General features: G+C 46.2%; 18 protein-coding genes and 1 pseudogene. 11 read left to right on the plus strand and 8 right to left on the minus strand.

The features are described 5' to 3' along the window. Positions 1-57: 57 nt before the first annotated feature. Both HNQ81_RS10295 and HNQ81_RS10300 read right to left on the minus strand, forming a co-directional pair. Positions 58-336 (minus strand): annotated as a pseudogene (locus tag HNQ81_RS10295) (HU family DNA-binding protein); the annotation flags it as partial. Between the two features lie 82 nt (positions 337-418). Beyond that, positions 419-775: a recombinase gene (locus tag HNQ81_RS10300; RefSeq protein ID WP_183351038.1), complete on the minus strand. Its 357-nt coding sequence runs from the start codon at positions 773-775 to the stop codon at positions 419-421. Positions 776-922: 147 nt separating this feature from the next. On the opposite strand from HNQ81_RS10300, the gene HNQ81_RS10305 reads away from it, so the two are divergent. After that, entirely contained in the window at positions 923-1,519 is a 597-nt protein-coding gene (locus HNQ81_RS10305; RefSeq protein ID WP_183351040.1) for a hypothetical protein, read from the plus strand. On the opposite strand, the gene HNQ81_RS10310 is transcribed toward HNQ81_RS10305, so the two are convergent. From HNQ81_RS10310 to HNQ81_RS10320, 3 genes are read right to left on the minus strand one after another with little or no spacing between them, the layout of a single operon-like run. Continuing rightward, positions 1,507-2,949 (minus strand): HD domain-containing protein, encoded by a 1,443-nt coding sequence (locus HNQ81_RS10310; RefSeq protein ID WP_240191568.1) that lies wholly within the window; start codon positions 2,947-2,949, stop codon positions 1,507-1,509. The genes HNQ81_RS10305 and HNQ81_RS10310 overlap by 13 nt on opposite strands. Continuing rightward, the gene (locus tag HNQ81_RS10315) at positions 2,946-4,313 is read right to left on the minus strand and encodes a type IV secretory system conjugative DNA transfer family protein (RefSeq protein WP_183351042.1); all 1,368 of its coding nucleotides are present in this window, start codon (positions 4,311-4,313) and stop codon (positions 2,946-2,948) included. Before HNQ81_RS10315 ends, HNQ81_RS10310 begins: the two co-directional genes overlap by 4 nt. Then, positions 4,310-5,047, minus strand: a complete 738-nt coding sequence (locus tag HNQ81_RS10320) for a hypothetical protein (RefSeq protein ID WP_183351045.1) — start codon at positions 5,045-5,047, stop codon at positions 4,310-4,312. The genes HNQ81_RS10315 and HNQ81_RS10320 overlap by 4 nt, the downstream gene beginning before the upstream one ends. Before the next feature lie 109 nt (positions 5,048-5,156). Here HNQ81_RS10320 and HNQ81_RS10325 point away from each other — a divergent pair, with 109 nt between their 5' ends. Further along, positions 5,157-6,149: a YecA family protein gene (locus HNQ81_RS10325; protein WP_183351048.1), complete on the plus strand. Its 993-nt coding sequence runs from the start codon at positions 5,157-5,159 to the stop codon at positions 6,147-6,149. A 427-nt stretch (positions 6,150-6,576) separates the two neighbouring features. Here HNQ81_RS10325 and HNQ81_RS10330 read toward each other — a convergent pair whose 3' ends face one another. From HNQ81_RS10330 to HNQ81_RS10340, 3 genes are read right to left on the minus strand one after another with little or no spacing between them, the layout of a single operon-like run. Next, the gene (locus HNQ81_RS10330) at positions 6,577-7,020 is read right to left on the minus strand and encodes a hypothetical protein (protein WP_183351049.1); all 444 of its coding nucleotides are present in this window, start codon (positions 7,018-7,020) and stop codon (positions 6,577-6,579) included. Positions 7,021-7,039: 19 nt separating this feature from the next. Beyond that, entirely contained in the window at positions 7,040-7,300 is a 261-nt protein-coding gene (locus HNQ81_RS10335; protein ID WP_183351051.1) for a DUF4258 domain-containing protein, read from the minus strand. A gap of 1 nt (position 7,301) precedes the next feature. Then, positions 7,302-7,853: a hypothetical protein gene (locus tag HNQ81_RS10340; RefSeq protein ID WP_183351053.1), complete on the minus strand. Its 552-nt coding sequence runs from the start codon at positions 7,851-7,853 to the stop codon at positions 7,302-7,304. 405 nt (positions 7,854-8,258) lie between these two features. Here HNQ81_RS10340 and HNQ81_RS10345 point away from each other — a divergent pair, with 405 nt between their 5' ends. The 9 genes from HNQ81_RS10345 to HNQ81_RS10385 all read left to right on the plus strand — a co-directional run bounded on the left by HNQ81_RS10345 (position 8,259) and on the right by HNQ81_RS10385 (position 18,277). Continuing rightward, positions 8,259-9,500 (plus strand): HEPN domain-containing protein, encoded by a 1,242-nt coding sequence (locus tag HNQ81_RS10345; RefSeq protein WP_183351055.1) that lies wholly within the window; start codon positions 8,259-8,261, stop codon positions 9,498-9,500. Between the two features lie 752 nt (positions 9,501-10,252). Further along, on the plus strand, positions 10,253-10,939 hold the full coding sequence (locus HNQ81_RS10350; protein WP_183351057.1) for a hypothetical protein: 687 nt from the start codon (positions 10,253-10,255) through the stop codon (positions 10,937-10,939). Positions 10,940-11,041: 102 nt separating this feature from the next. Continuing rightward, on the plus strand, positions 11,042-12,016 hold the full coding sequence (locus HNQ81_RS10355) for a hypothetical protein (RefSeq protein WP_183351059.1): 975 nt from the start codon (positions 11,042-11,044) through the stop codon (positions 12,014-12,016). 105 nt (positions 12,017-12,121) lie between these two features. Continuing rightward, positions 12,122-12,523, plus strand: a complete 402-nt coding sequence (locus HNQ81_RS10360) for a single-stranded DNA-binding protein (RefSeq protein ID WP_183351061.1) — start codon at positions 12,122-12,124, stop codon at positions 12,521-12,523. After that, positions 12,444-13,685, plus strand: a complete 1,242-nt coding sequence (locus tag HNQ81_RS10365) for a DUF6094 domain-containing protein (RefSeq protein ID WP_183351064.1) — start codon at positions 12,444-12,446, stop codon at positions 13,683-13,685. The genes HNQ81_RS10360 and HNQ81_RS10365 overlap by 80 nt, the downstream gene beginning before the upstream one ends. Before the next feature lie 77 nt (positions 13,686-13,762). Continuing rightward, entirely contained in the window at positions 13,763-14,332 is a 570-nt protein-coding gene (locus HNQ81_RS10370; RefSeq protein ID WP_183351065.1) for a hypothetical protein, read from the plus strand. An 89-nt stretch (positions 14,333-14,421) separates the two neighbouring features. Further along, positions 14,422-16,797 carry an SNF2-related protein gene (locus HNQ81_RS10375; protein WP_183351068.1) on the plus strand — a complete coding sequence of 792 codons (2,376 nt, stop codon included), beginning with the start codon at positions 14,422-14,424 and terminating at the stop codon, positions 16,795-16,797. An 82-nt stretch (positions 16,798-16,879) separates the two neighbouring features. After that, positions 16,880-17,362 (plus strand): RadC family protein, encoded by a 483-nt coding sequence (gene radC / locus HNQ81_RS10380; RefSeq protein ID WP_183351071.1) that lies wholly within the window; start codon positions 16,880-16,882, stop codon positions 17,360-17,362. A gap of 87 nt (positions 17,363-17,449) precedes the next feature. Beyond that, a complete protein-coding gene (locus HNQ81_RS10385) occupies positions 17,450-18,277 on the plus strand; it encodes a DUF932 domain-containing protein (RefSeq protein WP_183351074.1) in 828 nt (275 codons plus the stop codon). Positions 18,278-18,281: the final 4 nt, after the last annotated feature.

Raw genomic sequence — 18,281 nt, forward strand, 5'->3', positions numbered from 1 at the left:
TTCAAAAACGCTAGTTATCGGCATTTGGACCTCGCCGCTAATATCGCTTCAGCGATTTTATTTATTTGCAGCATCGATTAACTTGGTACCGGCTTTGAACTTCACAACCTTCCTGGCCGCTATCTGGATACTATCTCCGGTCTGCGGATTACGGCCTTGACGAGCGGCCCGATCGCTCACCGAAAAGGTGCCGAAACCAATCAGGGTAGCTTTGTCACCGGCTGCGACAGCTTCAGTGATAGCATTTAGTATGCAATTCAATACCTTTTCCGTATCTGCTTTGCTCAAGTCGGAATCTTTTGCTACTTTTTCTATCAGCTCGCCTTTGTTCATATTTTTACCTTGTTGTTTGCTCTCATGATTGAATTATAAGATGATGTCCTGATTGACATAGCAAAGCACTTTCAGTCTTGCAAGATTATTCCGATTCTTCGACCTGATGATCTGTTTTCATAAACGCATCAATTTCACGGGGAGTGTAGTAGCGAAAGCGGATTCTTTTGCTCAATCTCGCCGTATAGTCTGAGAAAGCCATAACAATTTCTCGTCCCTCAGTCATTAGCTCTTCCCCTTCTTCGTGAGAAATTCCATTCATTTCACCAAGTCTTGCCTTGAAGTGTGCATACGCCATGTCAAATTGTCGTAGAATATCGAACATGGTTGAACCAAGTGGGGAGTTCACTTTCAATACCCGTGAGCCACGCTCCTTGGCCATATTGATTTTTTTCTCCTGAATGTCCTGCCAGGATGGTTTCGCATCACTTTTTTCGACCATATATGCCTCCTGCGGTTAAGCTGAAATTGTTCTTTTGTTTTTTCTGACTTGGTATCTATGCCATAAATCCAGAAAGTACACTGACCCATACGGAAAGATTGCGGCCACCAACATGAGGCCGGCAGTCTCCGTCGCGACGGGTAGTAGATGGGGTTTGACTTCAAAGAATCCCGTATAGATGCTCTGAGCTTTGGTTCCAAACTGCTGGGCGAGTTTCCAGACATTTTCAGGTGTGCTTATCCGGTAGAGCACAAGGTAGATAACGTATACAAGGAACGCCTTGAGCAACAGGGACATTGCCCTTCCCATGAGCAGGGAGTTGATAGCCTTCCTGGTGATGTTTCCGACATAATAGCGGCTGATATAACAGCACATGCCTGTGTTTACCAGCAACACGAGGTAAGGGATGCTGCCGAAAATGAAGTGGCTGAACCAATCCAACTGTTTGAAGACAAACGGGAAAAGGTAAAAATGAAATACCGGAAAGAGCAACACCAGTACAAACCCCTCGTGAAAGCCACTTTTCAATCCTATTTTGAAAAAGTCGAGGGTCCGTTCCAACGTAAGGAATTCAGCCGGTATGTTCTGGCCTTTGCTTTCAATGACGAAAAATTGCTGGACTTCGGAAATGGCATTGAGGAGATTCCTGGGCCTGTATATCCTGCCGCTATCGGTCGTGATAATCTGGGCATTGGTATCATTTTGCCCCTTATTCTCCCATTCCCTGCCCATCAGTTTTCGTGATCCGAATTATCACTGTCGAGATAGGAGCTGACTTTAATGATATCCCGCAACATCTGTGGCTTGGCGTGTTCCATCTCGGCAATAGATCCGAACGGCTCAGCATGAAACGGTGTGTAGTAACCTTTGATTGGTTTACCGATTTTCCGGGTCACGTTAAAGTATCCCCCGAAAAAGGTGTCTTTTATCAGCCCACGGTCAATAACATCATGCTCGGCTCGGAGCTGATGAACGATAGTGAATAAGACACCTCGCATGGATGCGTCCTTGTGTGCCATGGTGGCGATATCCATACATCCTGCCTTTTCCGCCATTTTGCGTGCTACCTCTTCAAGTACCTTGGCCTGGAAATAGACATGGCCATCGGGCATGGAAAACGCCAGAAACCTGCGGCCAAACATTCTGTTTATATAGGGTCTTAGATTATCCAAGAACTGTGAAGCCTCGAACCATGAGGAAATGTCGACCAGTTGCGGTGCGGTCTTCGGCTTTTTGGGGTTGGTATCATGTCCTTCGTTATAGATGTCAGCTTGAGCTTGCCATGCTGCATCGTTTTTCGTGTTTTGATCAGCCGTGTTAACTGATGGTGGTGCGTGTGCTTTGGTATCCGCAAAATCTTTTTGTAGGGTGGTACTCTCAAGTTCCTTTTGTCTTGCCTTCTGGTCGGCTTTTTTCAGTGTTTTGCCGAGCAATCCTTTTGGCATCTTGTGGTGGAGTTTTATGGCCTGAAGAATCTCATCCTTTTTGGGAAGTTTTTCGAACTCGCTGATTCCGGTAAATGCGCGTCCGGCGGCCAGAGGATGTTCTCCCACGGAATAGAGAAATCCTCGCATGGATTCAAGTTTGCCCATATCGTGGGCCAGGGCTGCGATCATTGTGTCGGGGATAACATGCCAGGCCTTGTTTTCAGAGAGCAGTTGGATAACCTCTTCGGCGACGTTAAGAGAATGATCCAGCAGGCTTATTCTTGCCAGAAGCTGGTACGTGTTTTCATCCCATCCTCCTTCTACATCCCCACGAATGTCAACCACTGAAGGGCACTGACCTTGCTGATCGAGTAACGACAATAACCGAACGCAAACAGCCTTTTGCTGCGGAAACTTTTTAAACCAAACACTATTAAGATTGTTTTCCATGAATGCCGCCGCCCGGGGGTTTCGAAGTTGGCTGGTTTTGTTGTACTCAGAGAGAGACTGCTCGTCTCGCCATAAAGGGGAAAGCTCAGAAATATGGACTTCTCCGGAACCATCCTCTGTCCAGAGTTTAGACAAATCACGCAAATGAATAATTTCCTGAACAACGGTTTCCTTCTTTCTGCTAAAGGCTAAAACTGCAAAAATAGTAAAAATGAGCCCAACAGCGAGCATCAGAAAGCCACCATTCCAGCCTATTGCCCTGAGCCAATCGATGATGCACGGTACTGCCTCCTTCATCTCTCACGGTTTGCTGACACCATCGTCGTTCCAGTCAGATCGGGAAAAGTAACTTTGAGTTTGCTATCATGAACTGTTGCCGTCTTTCCTTTATATGTGCCGGAATAGGTGTTCAGAAATATCTCCCGGGCGGCCATGTTCAGGACCTCGGTATGCTTGATACGAACCTCCTCGGTCTCCCGAATCGATAGACCGCCGCCGACAGAAATAATCGGTGAAAACCGTTTTTCTTCACCAAGGTGCCTGGAAACATAGCTGGCGGTGTTTGCATCCGGTACCCGCATAAACAGTTTGGTATTGCAGTTATCCAGGATAGTATTGGCACGGTCTTCCCCTACCTCGGCATAGAGCTGGCTGATCGATTGGCAATAGCCGTGAATAAAGACGCCTGCACCACCCGCTTTGGCAAAAAGGTCCTCGATACCGTTGTAGAGTACAGACTGGGCCTCATCTATATGGAGGACAAGGGGAGGGGTGACGCTTTTGCCGCTGGAGTAAACCCGGCCGACAAAGGCCTGTATCATGGAGATGATCACCTTGCCGGCGGTGTATGCCGCTCTTTTGGTCAGGAGTGACCCCAGCTGCACGACTAGAATGATTCCTTTGTTCTGTTCCAGTCGCTTGATGAAACGATTCTCATCCGCCTTGCCGATGATCTGACCCACATTTCCGGACGTCAATTCGGTCAAAGCTACACGGAGAGAACTTGCGACTTTGGAATAGTAGTCTGCAGGAGTCGAGAGAATTTTCTGCATATCCCTGGATAGCTGCTCTGCTTCTTGGGTGTTAATATAATCAAGTTGCTCTTTCAGCCGTTCCAGGTCTTGGTGGCTGATATGGTTTTTGATGTCGTTTAGATTAAACGAAGGAGCGGCACCATTCACTTCGGCAAGCATGATCAGTGCCTGTACGACTACCAGGCTTACCTCATAAGCAACTCCAAAAAAATATGGTTCGCGGCCAACCGCGACGCCAGCGGTGATATGAGCGACTAATTCTTCCGGCATGTAATACGAGGAAAGGGGATCAAGGATGGCGCTGTATTGGGGGAATATCGGAGTAATCAACATCAGGTCATGGAGACGACCGGTGGCATCAGCAAGCTGCGTGATTTTTGAAAAAAGGTCGATATCCCCCTTCGGGTCAATCGCCACCACTGAATAACCCTTGCTGATGTCCTGCTCGATGATATGTTCCATCAACCTTGTTTTTCCTACCCGGGTTGTACCAAAACACCAGAAATGCCCTTTGCGGAAATGATCTGGAAAGCCCAATTCGACAATAGTCTCTGGGCGATCAAGGTGAACTCCTGTCCCGATATGCGTCCATAAACTTTCTTTGTTCTTCGATTTCAGGAGTTTCATTGCTCTCGGATAAACCTGACCTGTAGTGGCTCGCCAAGTTCCTCGGCCACAGCGACAATTGCTGCTTTGGGGATCCGTCTGGAGGTCACGACAAAACTCTTTTGTCCCACATATCGCTTTGTGCAGTGAATTGTAGTGTTCTCCCTAGCACCACCAAGCTGCTCTCTCAAGAGGGCTTCGACGAGATTTTTGGATACCCGGTCGACCATTACTTTGAGTCTCGGGATGCCGCCCAGCACAACAGGGTCGACTCGGCGAACATGAAAGGCCCGTTTCATTCCAACCGAAAAGGATGGAGAATTCTGATCGTGGAGACCAACGCGATTGAGGGGACAGAAAGCTGTGATCGTTTTTCCCGGGACGATTTCTATCTCAACGTGATAGTTTTTTTCACGATCAATGATGGCGATATTGCCCCAACGAATTTCTCGTTCATAATATTTATACTGCCTGGTTTGCTTGAGCACTGCAGCCAAGGACAGGCTGTTCTCCAAACGTCTGACAATCGAGTTCGTGCCTCCCATTTTTTTAAGATCGATATCCTTCTGTAGAACTACGCCACCGACCTTATTGTATGCCACGGCTTCGAGTTTGAGATCATGCCGGAAAATGGCCATCACCTCGACCCGGTACCATTGTGAGAGAATTGCAGAGAATACCTTCTCCATCTCAGCCATGACTTCATTGATGGTAAGCCCATATTTCTCGGCAAATAGGATCATGATTTCATGCATCTATTTTCCATTCTTTTATATTTGGATGTGAGTCCCTGTTTGTTGTATCCTACAAACTCTTTTCCTGTGCATGGACCAAATCTCTATGAATTGATGACAGTGGACCACAATGAAAACACGAAGAAATGACCCCTGTTTTTGCGGCAGCGGCAAGAAATACAAAAAATGCTGTATGGGCAGGGCGGAAGGCAATCCGCTTCAGGATGTAAAGGATGAAGTCCATGATCTGCTTGAAGGCAGGACCTTTGGCTCAATGGAAGAACTGCAATCTCTACTTGATCAGCATAACCAGCAAAAAAACAGCGCTTCTGTTGAAGAATTTCATGGGCTCTCTCCCGATCAGATGCATCGTTTTCTCCATATGCCGTTTGAATCGCCTGAGTTGGTTACTTTTCCACGCATATTGCCAACTCAACCGCAGAGTAAAGCTGCCTTTCTTCTCAATATGCTTGTCGCGGAGATCGGGGAAGAGGGGATAAAGCTGACCGCCAAGGGCAATCTGGGACAGAAATTCTGTCAAAAGGCAAGTAAGGCCTACTTCGACTTTTTTCCGGAACCTTTAATGTCACGTCTTTCGGTACACACAGAAACTAATTTCGAATCCCTGCACACCATCCGCCTTACGGCTCAGCTTGCCGGGCTGACGCGAAAATACAAAGGCCGCCTGCTGCTAACGAAAAAGTGTTTGAAATCGTTTGAACGTGGCGGGGTGATGGAACTATATCCACTCCTGATGCAAGCCTATATCCAGAAATTCAATTGGGCATACCGAGATGGATACGGTGAAGTTTACTTTATACAGCAATCGTTTCTATTCACTCTGTATCTACTTCACAAATACGGCAAGAGTTGGAGACCTGCCAGTTTTTACAGCGATAATTTTCTACGGGCATTTCCAATGCTACTGAGGGAAATTGAACCCAAACTGTACGAACCACCGGAGGATACCCTTCGAAAAGTGTATTTCCTACGAGCTCTGCAGCGATTTGCCGGTTTCTTTGGCTTGGTGGATATCGAGCAGGTTTCTGAAGATCCAAGAAACCGAGAGTATCGTGTTCGTGCTACAGGTTTGCTCGATGAGGTGGTGGAATGGAATTTGTGAAATATGGAATGGCCTGGCAGGATCAATGGCTTCGAATTGTTTATCAATTATGAAGATGCTTTTGATATAGAACGGCACGGAGATAGTGGAAATATACGGTAGTAAGCTTAACTTTGAGCGAATTGTAAAATTTTTGAGGTTCGAACTGGCAAGGTCAATGTGATATTCTCTTATAACTTGAACAAAAAAAGCCGTAACCAAGATGGGGCAATACCAGGAATCGAACCAGGGACACACGAGTATTCTGTGGGGTGTGGGAGCGATTGCAGATGTCTGGTTTACGCTCGTGTATGCCCGCAGTGATTTCCAGGCATATTGTTGTCTCGGTATCGTTTTTCATCGTCCTTTGTTGAACCTCAGAAGTGTTGTAGGTTAAGGGTTGATGCTGGCGGGTCTGCCCTTTTTTTGTTTTTATTGAGAGATAGTATTAGGACGCCGATTCTTTGAAATTTTTGATAATATCTGCTCTGATTTCAGGCTTCAAATTTTGAAGTGCCTGAAACGCTAGTTGGTACTTTCCTATAGGCTTCTCATTATTTTTTTCATATTTGTCCCGTATTTCACATAATCGGCTAAACCCTGAATCAGTCAACGAGCATTCTCCATACAGGCAGTGCAGATAACCTTTTTGTTCGGTCCTTGTTACAGCGCTACTAATAGAATTACTTAAAGTCTTATTAACCACATACCCTAAAGGGCCGAGCAAATTTTCAATGAAATATAAAGCGCTTGTAGTTGAGTGCAGATCTGTTCTGGAAAATGTGATCTTAGGATTTTCAGAGCTTATTTTGAAAAGATGATCAATTAATAAGAATACAGCAACTTCCCAATTATTTGTCTCGCCAGGAATGAGTTCATAATTTTTAGCCATTGTATATGATCTCCTTATTTTATCGATTTCTTTTATTGTAGCCTGTAATAATAGTGTTTTCGTTAAGAATCAGTGTTTTGTTAGCTCGTGAAATATTTTCAAGGTCCTGAATTTTTCTTTTATACTCAGAGATTAAGTTCCAAATAATTTTTTTAGGAATATAACATTCATACGCACCACTTTTAGATTTTAATGTGCCATGTTCCAGTATCAGATCAACCTGTTGATTCTTAATTCCCCTTTGCTGGCATCTAGTTACAGCGTGGTTGGATATTATCATGTCAATCCTCCTGTTGTTGATCTGAAGCGAGAATTAATGGTATTAATTTGTTTTTTAATCTGTCCCACACAGTTGAAGCCCCTTGTGAAAAGGCAACTGCAACCTCAACAATATCCACGTCGTTATAATCAACCGGATAGTCAACTAATTCTTTGGAAATAAATTCATTTGTGAAAATAAAGTCATAACCATTTGAATAGCCCAACATTTTTTTCCTAATTGCTGTGTTATTTTCTTCTAAAAGATCAATAGTTTGTTGCGCAATAGGATCATTAGAAACCCATTCATAAGTCCAGTTACATACTATCGCCAAATCTAACAGGTCCGCTTCATACCCTGCCCAGTGCATGCCGTTTTCATACAACAACTTGAATTTTTCGTTCGACGATAGGACTCCAAATCGCTTTTTTCCCTCTAAGATCAATGAATCCAGTTTATCAATTTCTCTTTTTAGGGCTTCTGAGCAAACGTTTGAAATATTAATTATGTTCCGGTACTCGGCTAATTCTTCGTGCAACTTATCAGAAATACTAAGTGTAAGCTTTTTTGTCATTTGCGCCCCCTGTGTTTGATTTAATGACAATATAGCACGCCCTCAACACCCTGTCAAGCGTTGGCACGTCTTTTTTGCCTTATAATTCTTACGACACGTATCTAGTACGTATTTATTTTTGTACTTGTGACAGCACAGGGTATGACTCGTCAGTTCTTTTTCAGTCTTTCTCGGTGGTCTTTGTTGAGCTTATCCTCAAAGTCACAGATTGCTCGTTTGCAGCTTGAAGATCAGCAGGTATCATGTTCAGGGAAGGGTTGATCCTGGCGGGTCAGCCCTTCTTTGTTTATGTTTATTCTTTTTGTTGTTTCAAAAAAGCAAAGGTACCTGTATCCTATCTCAATATTGAACTAAATAACCAGAATTCCGATTTAATATACTGATTGCTTTTACATTTTGAAATCAATGAACAAACAACAAATATCGGCAATCTCCAATGCATTGAGAAAAATTGCTGAAGATGTCACACCTGTAAAATCTTTTCCTTTTCAGCTTCACGATGGGGTTGCTTATAACATCTCCAACGAATCTGCTGTGCTATTCAATGAGCAAATCAACAGGATACTGAAACATTCTGATTTTACAGCAAAATTCTCTTCACAGTTTCTTGAGAAGAAACTGAAAACCATTTTATCCGAATTACTTCAGAATACTCAAACGTATGCTTTAGAAGAAGAGCTTGGCAAGTTAGTTTCTGATCTTAGTGAGTATAGGGATCAGACTGAGGTATTTCTCAAAATCGAAGGACTCCAAATTGATTTTTGTTTCACCCTTGGCAAAGCACGATTAAGTCCTGGTGACGATGACTTGCTTTACTATATTGAGATGAGGACATGGAAGATTGTTAAAGAGACAAGGCATACTGATGAAGAGAAAGTTGCTATCATGAACGAATTAAAAGATAGCATAAAAAAGGAGTTTAGTGGGGATTGCATTGCGATTGTAAATGTTGATGCTGAGCCTATTAGGGCTAGAGAAATTGCAAAAGAAGAGGTGGGAAGATCTATTGATCTATTAAGGTATGCAAGTAAAGCTTTATATCCTCTTCGTGATGATATGAGAGTTGGATTGAAAGGAGATTATCCAAAATCTAGAAGACAGATTTACGCAATTTCTCAGAATTCCTTTAATCCGGGACAAGACAACCTTGGTTCTCCAAGGCGATTTAGAATTGACGAGAACGCACTCAACAGAATGGAAAAAATTGGTGTTTTCATTATTTCCGATGCACTTGCAAAGAATAGTGTGACTAAATATGAAGAAGTGCTGATTAGAGGTATACACTGGTTTTCTGTGTCCTTGACTCAAACAGAAACCAGTAATGCTTTCCTGTTTTTGATTGTGGCGCTCGAATCTCTATTCTCACCTTATAGTGGTCAGTCTATTGCAGGAACGGTTTCAGAGTCTGTCGCCTTTCTTATATCTGCCAACCTCAAGGGAAGAAAGCAACTTATTGAATTTATACGCAAATCATACAATAAACGTAGTAAGGTGGCACACGGAGGAAACAAAGAGGTTTCAGAAAGCGATTACTACACTCTTTTGAGCCTAGTTGGTGAGGTTCTTCTCGTCTGTATTCAGAGAAATGAAGATTTTATAAACCAAAAAGAACTGATGAGCTGGATTGAAGACATGAAACTGTCTTAACTTAAGGGAACCTTGAAAAATTAGTTTTTGAAAATGTGATCCTGTAACGATACCGCGGAGTATTAGTTGAGCTAATTCCTAGCTCAACTTTGCCCTCCCTGAAACCAAGATGCATCTTGGCAACCTAAAAACACTTCCCTGTAGGTGCGATCAAAGCTTATTCCTGAGAAGGTTGCAGATCAGTATACGTACTAAACTCAAACTGCCAAAAGTCAACACATTTCCGATTCTTGAGAATTAGGATAGAAGGCTGGTCCAATAACCCATTCGCTTACCTGTGGTCGGAGGCGCAAGGGCTATTGAATATTTCTTCTTGATTTTTTCACACCTGAATGTAACTATATAATCAATATTCCACTTGTTTTACACAAGTAATCCCTCTTTGCAGGGAAATAGCTGGGCGCTCTTGTTTCCTGTCACTCGCAGAAACGGTGCATTTCAAAAGATCGCCCTTGGAACACCCCAAACGCCTTGTCTATCTGTAAAAGACAGTTTCATCGCACAGGCGAACTTCTCTGTTTACGATTTGACATGGCGTACCACTACAGCAGATTTCTTATTAGAATAACTGCTCCTTTTTTGATCCCCGATTCGATGTCCGGTAACTGAACTGCAGTAAGCTTTTCGTGCGTGATTTTCTTGGTCGTTGCCCGGCATGCAGTTTGTCATTCACCACACCCTATCAACGGGAGAGCACACAGACTCCCGACAGGGGACGTGTTGTCTCTCTCACATCACAGGAGGAAACAACAATGTCCGAAGGAAAAAATCTTACAAAACAGGTTGAAGAGATCAATGCAGAGCTTCGCGGTTTTGGCCGAGCGGCTGTGCAGGAGATCAAGATGATGAAGGATGGGAAGGTTGTTGGCCAGGTTCGATATGGCTACAAGCCGCAGTATGTCTTTGATGCCGTAAATAAAATCCTATTGCCGGAAAACTGGCGATACGAGGTAGTTAGCAAGGAGATTTTTGATAGTCAGGTGGTTGCTGAGGTCCGGCTCTTTATCCGCGTGAATGATACAGAGTGGATCTGCAAAGGATCCCAGACGGGGCAGATGCAAATCGTGAAAGGTAATGTCGGGGACTCTTATAAGGGGGCAACCACGGATGCTATTCAGAAATGTCTGTCTTTGCTCTCCATTGGGACCGATGCATACAGAGGATTGCTTCGCGATGTTTATCTTGGAAGTAATCGTCCAGCTGCTCCGCCGCCTAAGCAAAAAACAGAGCAACCCATCGCAGCATCCACGAAGTCCGACGCCGATCAGGCCAAAAACAACTCCGATTTGCCCAAAATCGCCGGTATCAATTATCAGCACAGGGATGGAATTGTTGTAGCTGTCGGTAACTCGTTTGATAAAAAAGACCTGCTGAAATCAGCCGGTTTCAAATGGGATAAGGCTGATAAGAACTGGTACAAAGAGGTTGTGCTTCATTAGCGCGTAACCCATCTCACTTTTTATCTCACCCAATGAGGGAGGACATTGTTTCCCCTCGTGGGATCCGTGTGTTCTCCCTTTACCTTAGGGAGGAAATGACACATGGATATCAAAACCACACTGCTGACAAGCCTGCGCAAGCTGGCAAAACAGCATACCGAAGAGACTCTGGGAGATCGCAGCAATTACCTTGGTGCATCCGATATCGGATATTGCCCAAGAAAAGTGATCCTGGAGAAAATCAATCCAACGGAACATGATTTGGCCACCCTTCTTCGTTTCGAGCGGGGGCACATGGCCGAGGAGATCGTTGCCAATGCTTTTGCCGCTGCAGGATACACAAATTTCGAGCGGCAGGTTGAAGTCGCAGTCGATGGCAATGTACCAATCACGGCTCATATAGACTTCGTTTTCACTTCGGAAATTCATAAGATCAAATCCGTTCTGGAGACAAAGAGCACGAGCAATATCCCTGATGATCCGTATGGCTCCTGGGAATCTCAGCTTTACATCCAGATGGGTGCATTGGCCAAAAAATTCCCTGATTACACAATCAGAGGTGCGTTTATAGCACTCGATCTCGCAAATGGTGAAGCTGAGTTTTTCAATGGCTATTCCCCGCAGAAAACCATCTTTGCTGGACTGCTCAAAAAGGCCGAAGCACTCTGGGCTGACTATCAGGCAATACTTTGTGGAAAAGAGGTTGAGCTTGATACCGATCCAGGACCCCTTTGTGGTTTTTGCAACCATTTGACAAGCTGCCCCAGGTTCGAGGCCGAAGAGGTTCCGCACCTGGCAGCGAGTGTCAATGAATTGCGGGAACTGCAAGCAAACGAGAAGAAGTTCAAGGATAAGGTTAATCCTTGCAAGCAAAAGATTTTTGCCATTGTCCAGAAAAGAGGATCCATCAAATCAGGCGGTTGCGTTCTCAGAGCGGCAACCAGAACAAGAAAGCATCTCGTTACGAGTCGGCTTGATCACTTTTTGAGAGATCATGGCAGCTCCATCGACGAATTCCAAGAAGATCGGTCTTTCTCCTTTCTGGAGATAAAAAAAGCAAACACTGCCTCAGCGTAAGGCAAACAAAAACATCCCAGCTCGGGGAGATCCTTTTCCCACGGTGGGAATCTGCATTTCTCCGAAATTCTATGTTTTATCAATCTTTCATAAGAGGAGAACGACATGAACAAGACAATGATAATCGGAAACTTAGGCAACGATCCTGAATTGCATTACACCAAAAACAGTGCTGCTCCGGTGACAACGTTATCAATTGCCACAACCGAGCGGTGGAAAGACGCTGATGGTAACAAGCAGGAACAGACAGATTGGCATCGTGTCGTTGCCTGGGGAGGACTTGCCGTCGTGTGCGGTGAACATCTTCATAAAGGCGACAAAGTCTACATTGAGGGACGACTTCGTACACGGAAATGGGAAGATCAGGACGGCATCACCCGTTATACCACTGAAATTATCGCCAGAGAAATGGAGATGCTCGGTGGTCATGGCGACAGGAATGCTGGCAGCATTCCGCCGAACAGTGATACCGCCGAACCACCCCTGCCGGAAGATGTTCCTTTCTAACCGATTACATCAACCACAAGAAAAGGATAACGAAAGATCAGAGAAAATCCCGGCGGCATGCGCCATCACCTGCAATCTCAGGGCCGGGATTTTCATTTTCTTCACGCTGTCAGGAGGAAAAACAATGGCAAGACTCGCATCCCAGGCAAAAGCCGGCTTTTATCCAACTCCGGATAAAGTCTGCGACCTGCTGAAAACAAAAATATCATTTGAAGATGGTGCCAGACTGCTTGATCCATGTTGCGGAGAAGGGAAAACCCTTTCCAACCTGGCTCAGCAATCAATGGCTCTCACTACCTATGGAATAGAACTCGACCACCAGAGAGCTCAAAGGGCCAAATCGAGGCTTACCAAAGTGTTGTGGGGAGATGGTTTGACTGAAATGAAAATCTCACCACACTCATTTGGCCTGCTCTACCTGAACCCTCCCTATGACACTGCGATAAACCAAGATGGCAAGTCACAGCGGCTGGAAGCACAGTTTTTGCGGCGCTATCTTGGTACCCTGCAGCAAGGAGGCTATCTGGTCCTGATCATTCCCTACTATATCCTCAAGCACTGTGCCAAACCCCTGGCCAGGTATTTCAAGATCCAGGTGCTTGGCTTTCCTGAAGATGAATTCCTACCATTCAAACAGTGTATCGTGGTTGGCAGGAAACAATTGCTTGCTCCCAGGGAACAAGCGATACAAATAGAGTCTCATCTTGTAGAACTGTCGGACATGGATCCCGATGAATTTATGGATTCTGTTTTTACCCTGGAAGATATGGCGCCCATCATCGTGCCGGTCACGTCAAAGCCGCTTCTAAATTTTACGGCAAATAAGACAGATCCGCTTGAAGCCATCCCCCTTGTTCGTAAGGTTGGAGTGTTAAAAAACCTGCTAGAGGATCTTACGCCAAAGAAAAACACTGAAATCCGTCCATTGACCCCGCTGGAAAACGGCCACCTGGCCTTGATGCTGGCTGGCGGTTATATGAACGGAGCGATTGAAAAAGATGGTCGGCAACTGGTGATTAAAGGTGTTGTCCGTAAGTCTGAGAAAGTGATCAGTGTTCATGAGAACGAATCAGGCGAAGGCACTATTACGACACGAGACCAGTACACGCCAACCGTCAAGGTCATTGACATGCAGGCAGCTGAACTGCTCAATGTTCAGTAGTCGTTACCTCACACTTACCCATCTGGGAGAGCATCCCCCGCGTGGGGATCTCTCTCCCTTTCACACAGGAGAGATACATGTTTAAAAACGAAAAATATGTAACAGTGCAAACCGCTGGTTTTATCACCTACTGTGACGCTCTGATTGCAAGAGCCACCGGTGGTGAACTTGAGGCCTATTTATTCAGCCTTATCGGCACACCATCCCATATCAAAGCATCTTCTGCTGTTCTATTTGGCGGGGAGACCTGCCGTATATCAAGCCAGGATGATCTACCCCAAAACGTCAGTTTTTCTGGGGCAGTGCGAACCTGTCGGACCCGCAAGATTGGTGAAACGGTCAACAAGATTATGGTGAGTGAAAATCATTTTCCGGAAACTTGTAGCCAGGTCACCTCTTCAACAGTTGTCTTTGGTCCCGATATATCCCTGGTGCAAGAGCGCTCTTTTCTGCGGCTCGATGTGGCAACCAGTATTCCCTTGAAGCCGCAATGGCAAGGTTGGCTTTGGGATGAAATTTTGCAGCCCGAGAAACTCTACTCTTTTGGTGGAGACGAGCTTCGCGAGGCCTACCTTATAACATGGCCAGTGGATGACACGCTTCAAGAACAAATCCTTGAAGGAGTGAAACAGAGATATTTGACGTAATTAAAACGAACCTACCCATAGGAGGGCGAACAAAGCCCTTTGGGGGACATTGTTTGCCTTTCCCATAGCTTAAAAAAGGAAGGTGAACGATGGAAGTCAACACTCGTGCACTTGATCCGAAAGCACAGATCCAGAGTGCTCCTGATCAGGTAACAACCAAAACAGTAAAGCTGGCTGATTTCTTGGGTGATTGGGGCAATATCCTCAAAGCCCAGGTCATCAAGAATATGAATCCGGTCTATTCGCCCAAGGCGGAGGATGATTGGGACATAGCGGCCAGGAAAAAGCTACAACAACTGATTCGTCCTCCATTTGCCTCACAGACCAGGCGGGGAATTCTCCCTGTAGCCCGATCGTTTTACAAAGAAGATCACAAGGCTGCTTTCCTGGTTGGCGAGATGGGAGCCGGCAAGACCTTTATGGGGCTTGCGATGGCGTATCTCATTCCAAAATCATCCAAAAGAATCCTGATCCAATGCCCGGGTCACCTGGTCAAAAAATGGATCCGGGAGGCAGAGGAAACCATACCAGGTTGCTCTTGCTATAACCTGGATGACAAAAGTATGAAGCAGCTTCTTGCCCACAAACTGCATGCAACCAGGCCGTTTGGTACTGAGATCTGGGTTATCGGCAAAGAGCGGGCAAAGCTGCATTTTCAACGGAAACAAAATATCATCCTGCGACGAGGTGCCGAATGCTGCCCGGATTGCGGCAAAGCGGTTGAAGTATCGGAAACCGACAAGTCGCCAATCTGTGAACACTGCAGAGCAAGATTGTGGGCTGCAGACAGGGATAAGGTCCGGCGCTATGCCAAGGCTGAGTTTATAAAAAGGTTTTTTCCAAAGAACTTCTTTGATCTGCTTATTCTCGATGAGGTCCACGAACTCAAAGGCGGCGGTACGGCCCAGGGCCAGGCAATGAGTTGTCTGATCGCAAAATCCAAAAAGATACTGGCTCTCACCGGAACCCTCATGGGCGGTTACTCCAAAGACCTTTTTTATCTTCTCTGGCGGATGTTTCCAGGCCAGATGAAAGCAGCCGGCTTTGAGTATGGCCGTACTCTGCAGTTTGCCGAACGCTACGGCGTCGTCCAGCGTACCTATGACAGTAAAGACATAGCTGCGAGTCTGAATATCGCAAGTATCGGTCGTAAAATCGGTAGATCAAGAGTCAAGGAGGCACCGGGTATTTCACCGCTGCTTCTGCCAAATCTGCTGCTTGAACGTTCAGTCTTTGTACGGCTGGCGGATATCAGTGACGCATTACCGGATTATGATGAAATCATTGTGCCGGTGGCCATGAACGAGGACCAGCAAACAGAATATGACCAGTTGTCCGATAGTCTGATGTCAGCGACCAGGCAGGCCCTGGCCCGTGGCGACATGCGGCTTCTAGGCAAGATGCTCCAGTCATTACTGGCGTATCCTGATGGTTGCCGTGTCGAGGAACTGGTTACCCTTGACAAAAATGGTACTGAAGAAATCGTCGGCAGTGCACAGGCACTGGAGGATATCGACTTACTCCCCAAGGAAGCGCGTCTTCTCGAGATTCTTGCAGCTGAGAAGAAGCAGGGGCGAAAGGTTGCTGTCTTTCTGGAGCATACTGGAACGCGGGATTTGCTGCCGACCCTGCAAGAAAAACTCAGCACAAACGGTTTTTCTCCACTGGTAATGAGGAGTCAGGCCATAAGGCCCGAAAATCGTGAAGAATGGCTGAAAGACAAAATGACAACAGACAGGTATGACTGTCTGGTTTGTAATCCGAACCTGGTGAAAACCGGTTTAGATCTGCTGGATTTTCCTACCATCATCTTTTTTCAATGCGGTTATTCGGTCTTTACTCTGCGTCAGGCCAGCCGTCGTTCATGGCGTATTGGCCAGCATTTACCGGTACGGGTGTTTTATATGGCCTATGCTGGGACAATGCAGGGAAAGGCCCTCTCCCTGATGGCCCAGAAGATGGAAACATCGCTGGCTGTCGAAGGCGAGTTGTCCGATCAGGGGCTGGCTGCCTTGTCGGAATCCGATAACTCCATGATGTATGAACTTGCCAAGGCCCTCACCGGCAAGAAAACAGTGGGCTCCATGGACGATGCCTGGACCAGATACAAACAGCACCAGCTTATTTCGTGCCTGTCTCTTGATGATGATCAGGATGTCCGGGAGACCACAACAACCACTATCAAGACGACCACGACCATGACAACAACTGCCGGCTCCACTTCGATTACGCATGAATTCATTGTGCGTGGCAAGGTGTATGTCCAAAATGACGGTGCAGTTGTCTATATTGGCCGTAACCGATTTGATCTGAAAGCCGGGGCCGTCTATTGGGCCGGAAGAAAGATCGGTTGGTATGACCGCAAAGGATGTGGCGAGATAAACGAAAAACCAATCCGTATTTACCGGCCTGAAGAGTCGCAAGGCTTTGTGCTGGCGGAAATACGAAAGCGACAAACAGCGTAACACCAACAACCATTCACCTGACCAGGGGAATCAATTCCCTGGAACGGGGCATTGGTTTCTCTGGTCCCAAAGGAGGAAGCCAATGCTCTTTGTAAAAGATCAGGATGGTGAATATCATCCCGCACCGAAAAAGTTGGTTCTCACCGAGGCGAATAAGCTCATAGGCTACCAACTGCGACGCGGTGCCTCTATTCTCTCTTCAGAATGCGCCAAGGCGGTTATCGGCTGTAAGCTCCGTGGTAGACAGTGTGAAGTTTTTGCCTGCCTGTTTCTGGACTCAAAGCATCGGGTCCTTGCATTCAAGGAGATGTTCACAGGTACAATCAACCACACAACGGTCCATCCGAGAGAGATAGTCAAAGAGGCCCTGCAGCTCAATGCCGAGGCAATCATCCTGGCCCACAATCACCCCTCAGGTGGCAGTGAGCCAAGCACTCAGGATATTTCCCTGACGACTACCCTGACCAATATTCTGAAAATCATAGATGTGCGGATCCTCGATCACCTGGTAGTCGGTGATGAGGTTACCGCGTTTTCCGATCTGGGAATTTTACCGGAGAAATAACCACACATCCCATAACAAGGGGCAGACATGTCCCTTCGGGGGAGTGGCCTGCCCTATTGATAGACAACAAAAATCAAGGAGGCAGGTATGAACGTAATCAAAACTTTAACCAACGACAACATAATCACCCTCGCACCGGCAGCCGGATCTCTGGCACCCATTGGCACCGTTTCGTCAAGGTATTCATTTGTGCCGACTTTAACGGCGGTCGATCTGCTGCGTGAAGCAGGATGGTTTCCGATCCATGCGGAGCAAAGCATAGTACGCAAAACTGAGCGGGAAGGGTACCAGCGGCACCTGATTCGTTTTGCCAAAAATGGCTTGTCATTCGACGGTGAACGGGTTGACCTGGTTCTCTATAATTCCCACGACTGTGGCTGTGCCTTTAAGCTGATAGCTTCAGTCTGGCGGCAGATATGCGGCAACGGATTGATGGTTGCCTCGGAGTTTGCCAACTTCAGCCATAAGCATATCGGCTTCAGTCCGGATGCATTTATCCATTCAGCTGGCGAGATTGCATCTGCAGCCGGAACCATTGCCGAGCGGGTAGACGAGATGAAGGTAATCGAGATGACTCCGGACGAGCGAGGCGTTTTTGCCCAGGCAGCGCATAGCCTGATTTATGACGAGCCCGACCAGGCCCCCGTGCAGCCACATCAATTGCTTGATGAACGGCGCTATGACGACAAGGGTAATGATCTCTGGACAACATTCAACGTGATCCAGGAAAATGTCATGCGTGGCGGCCTCAAAGGCATTACCAGAGGCGGCGACGGACGACTCAGGAGAGCAACCACACGACCGGTCAAAGCACTTGATCGAAATATCAAACTGAACCAGGCGCTTTGGTTCTTGACGGAAAAAATGGCAGAGCTGAAGCAAGTCGAGGGGAATCTTTCGACTGTATCGGCTTAAGCAG

The organism is Desulfoprunum benzoelyticum (assembly GCF_014201505.1).
GTDB lineage: Bacteria > Desulfobacterota > Desulfobulbia > Desulfobulbales > Desulfocapsaceae > Desulfoprunum > Desulfoprunum benzoelyticum.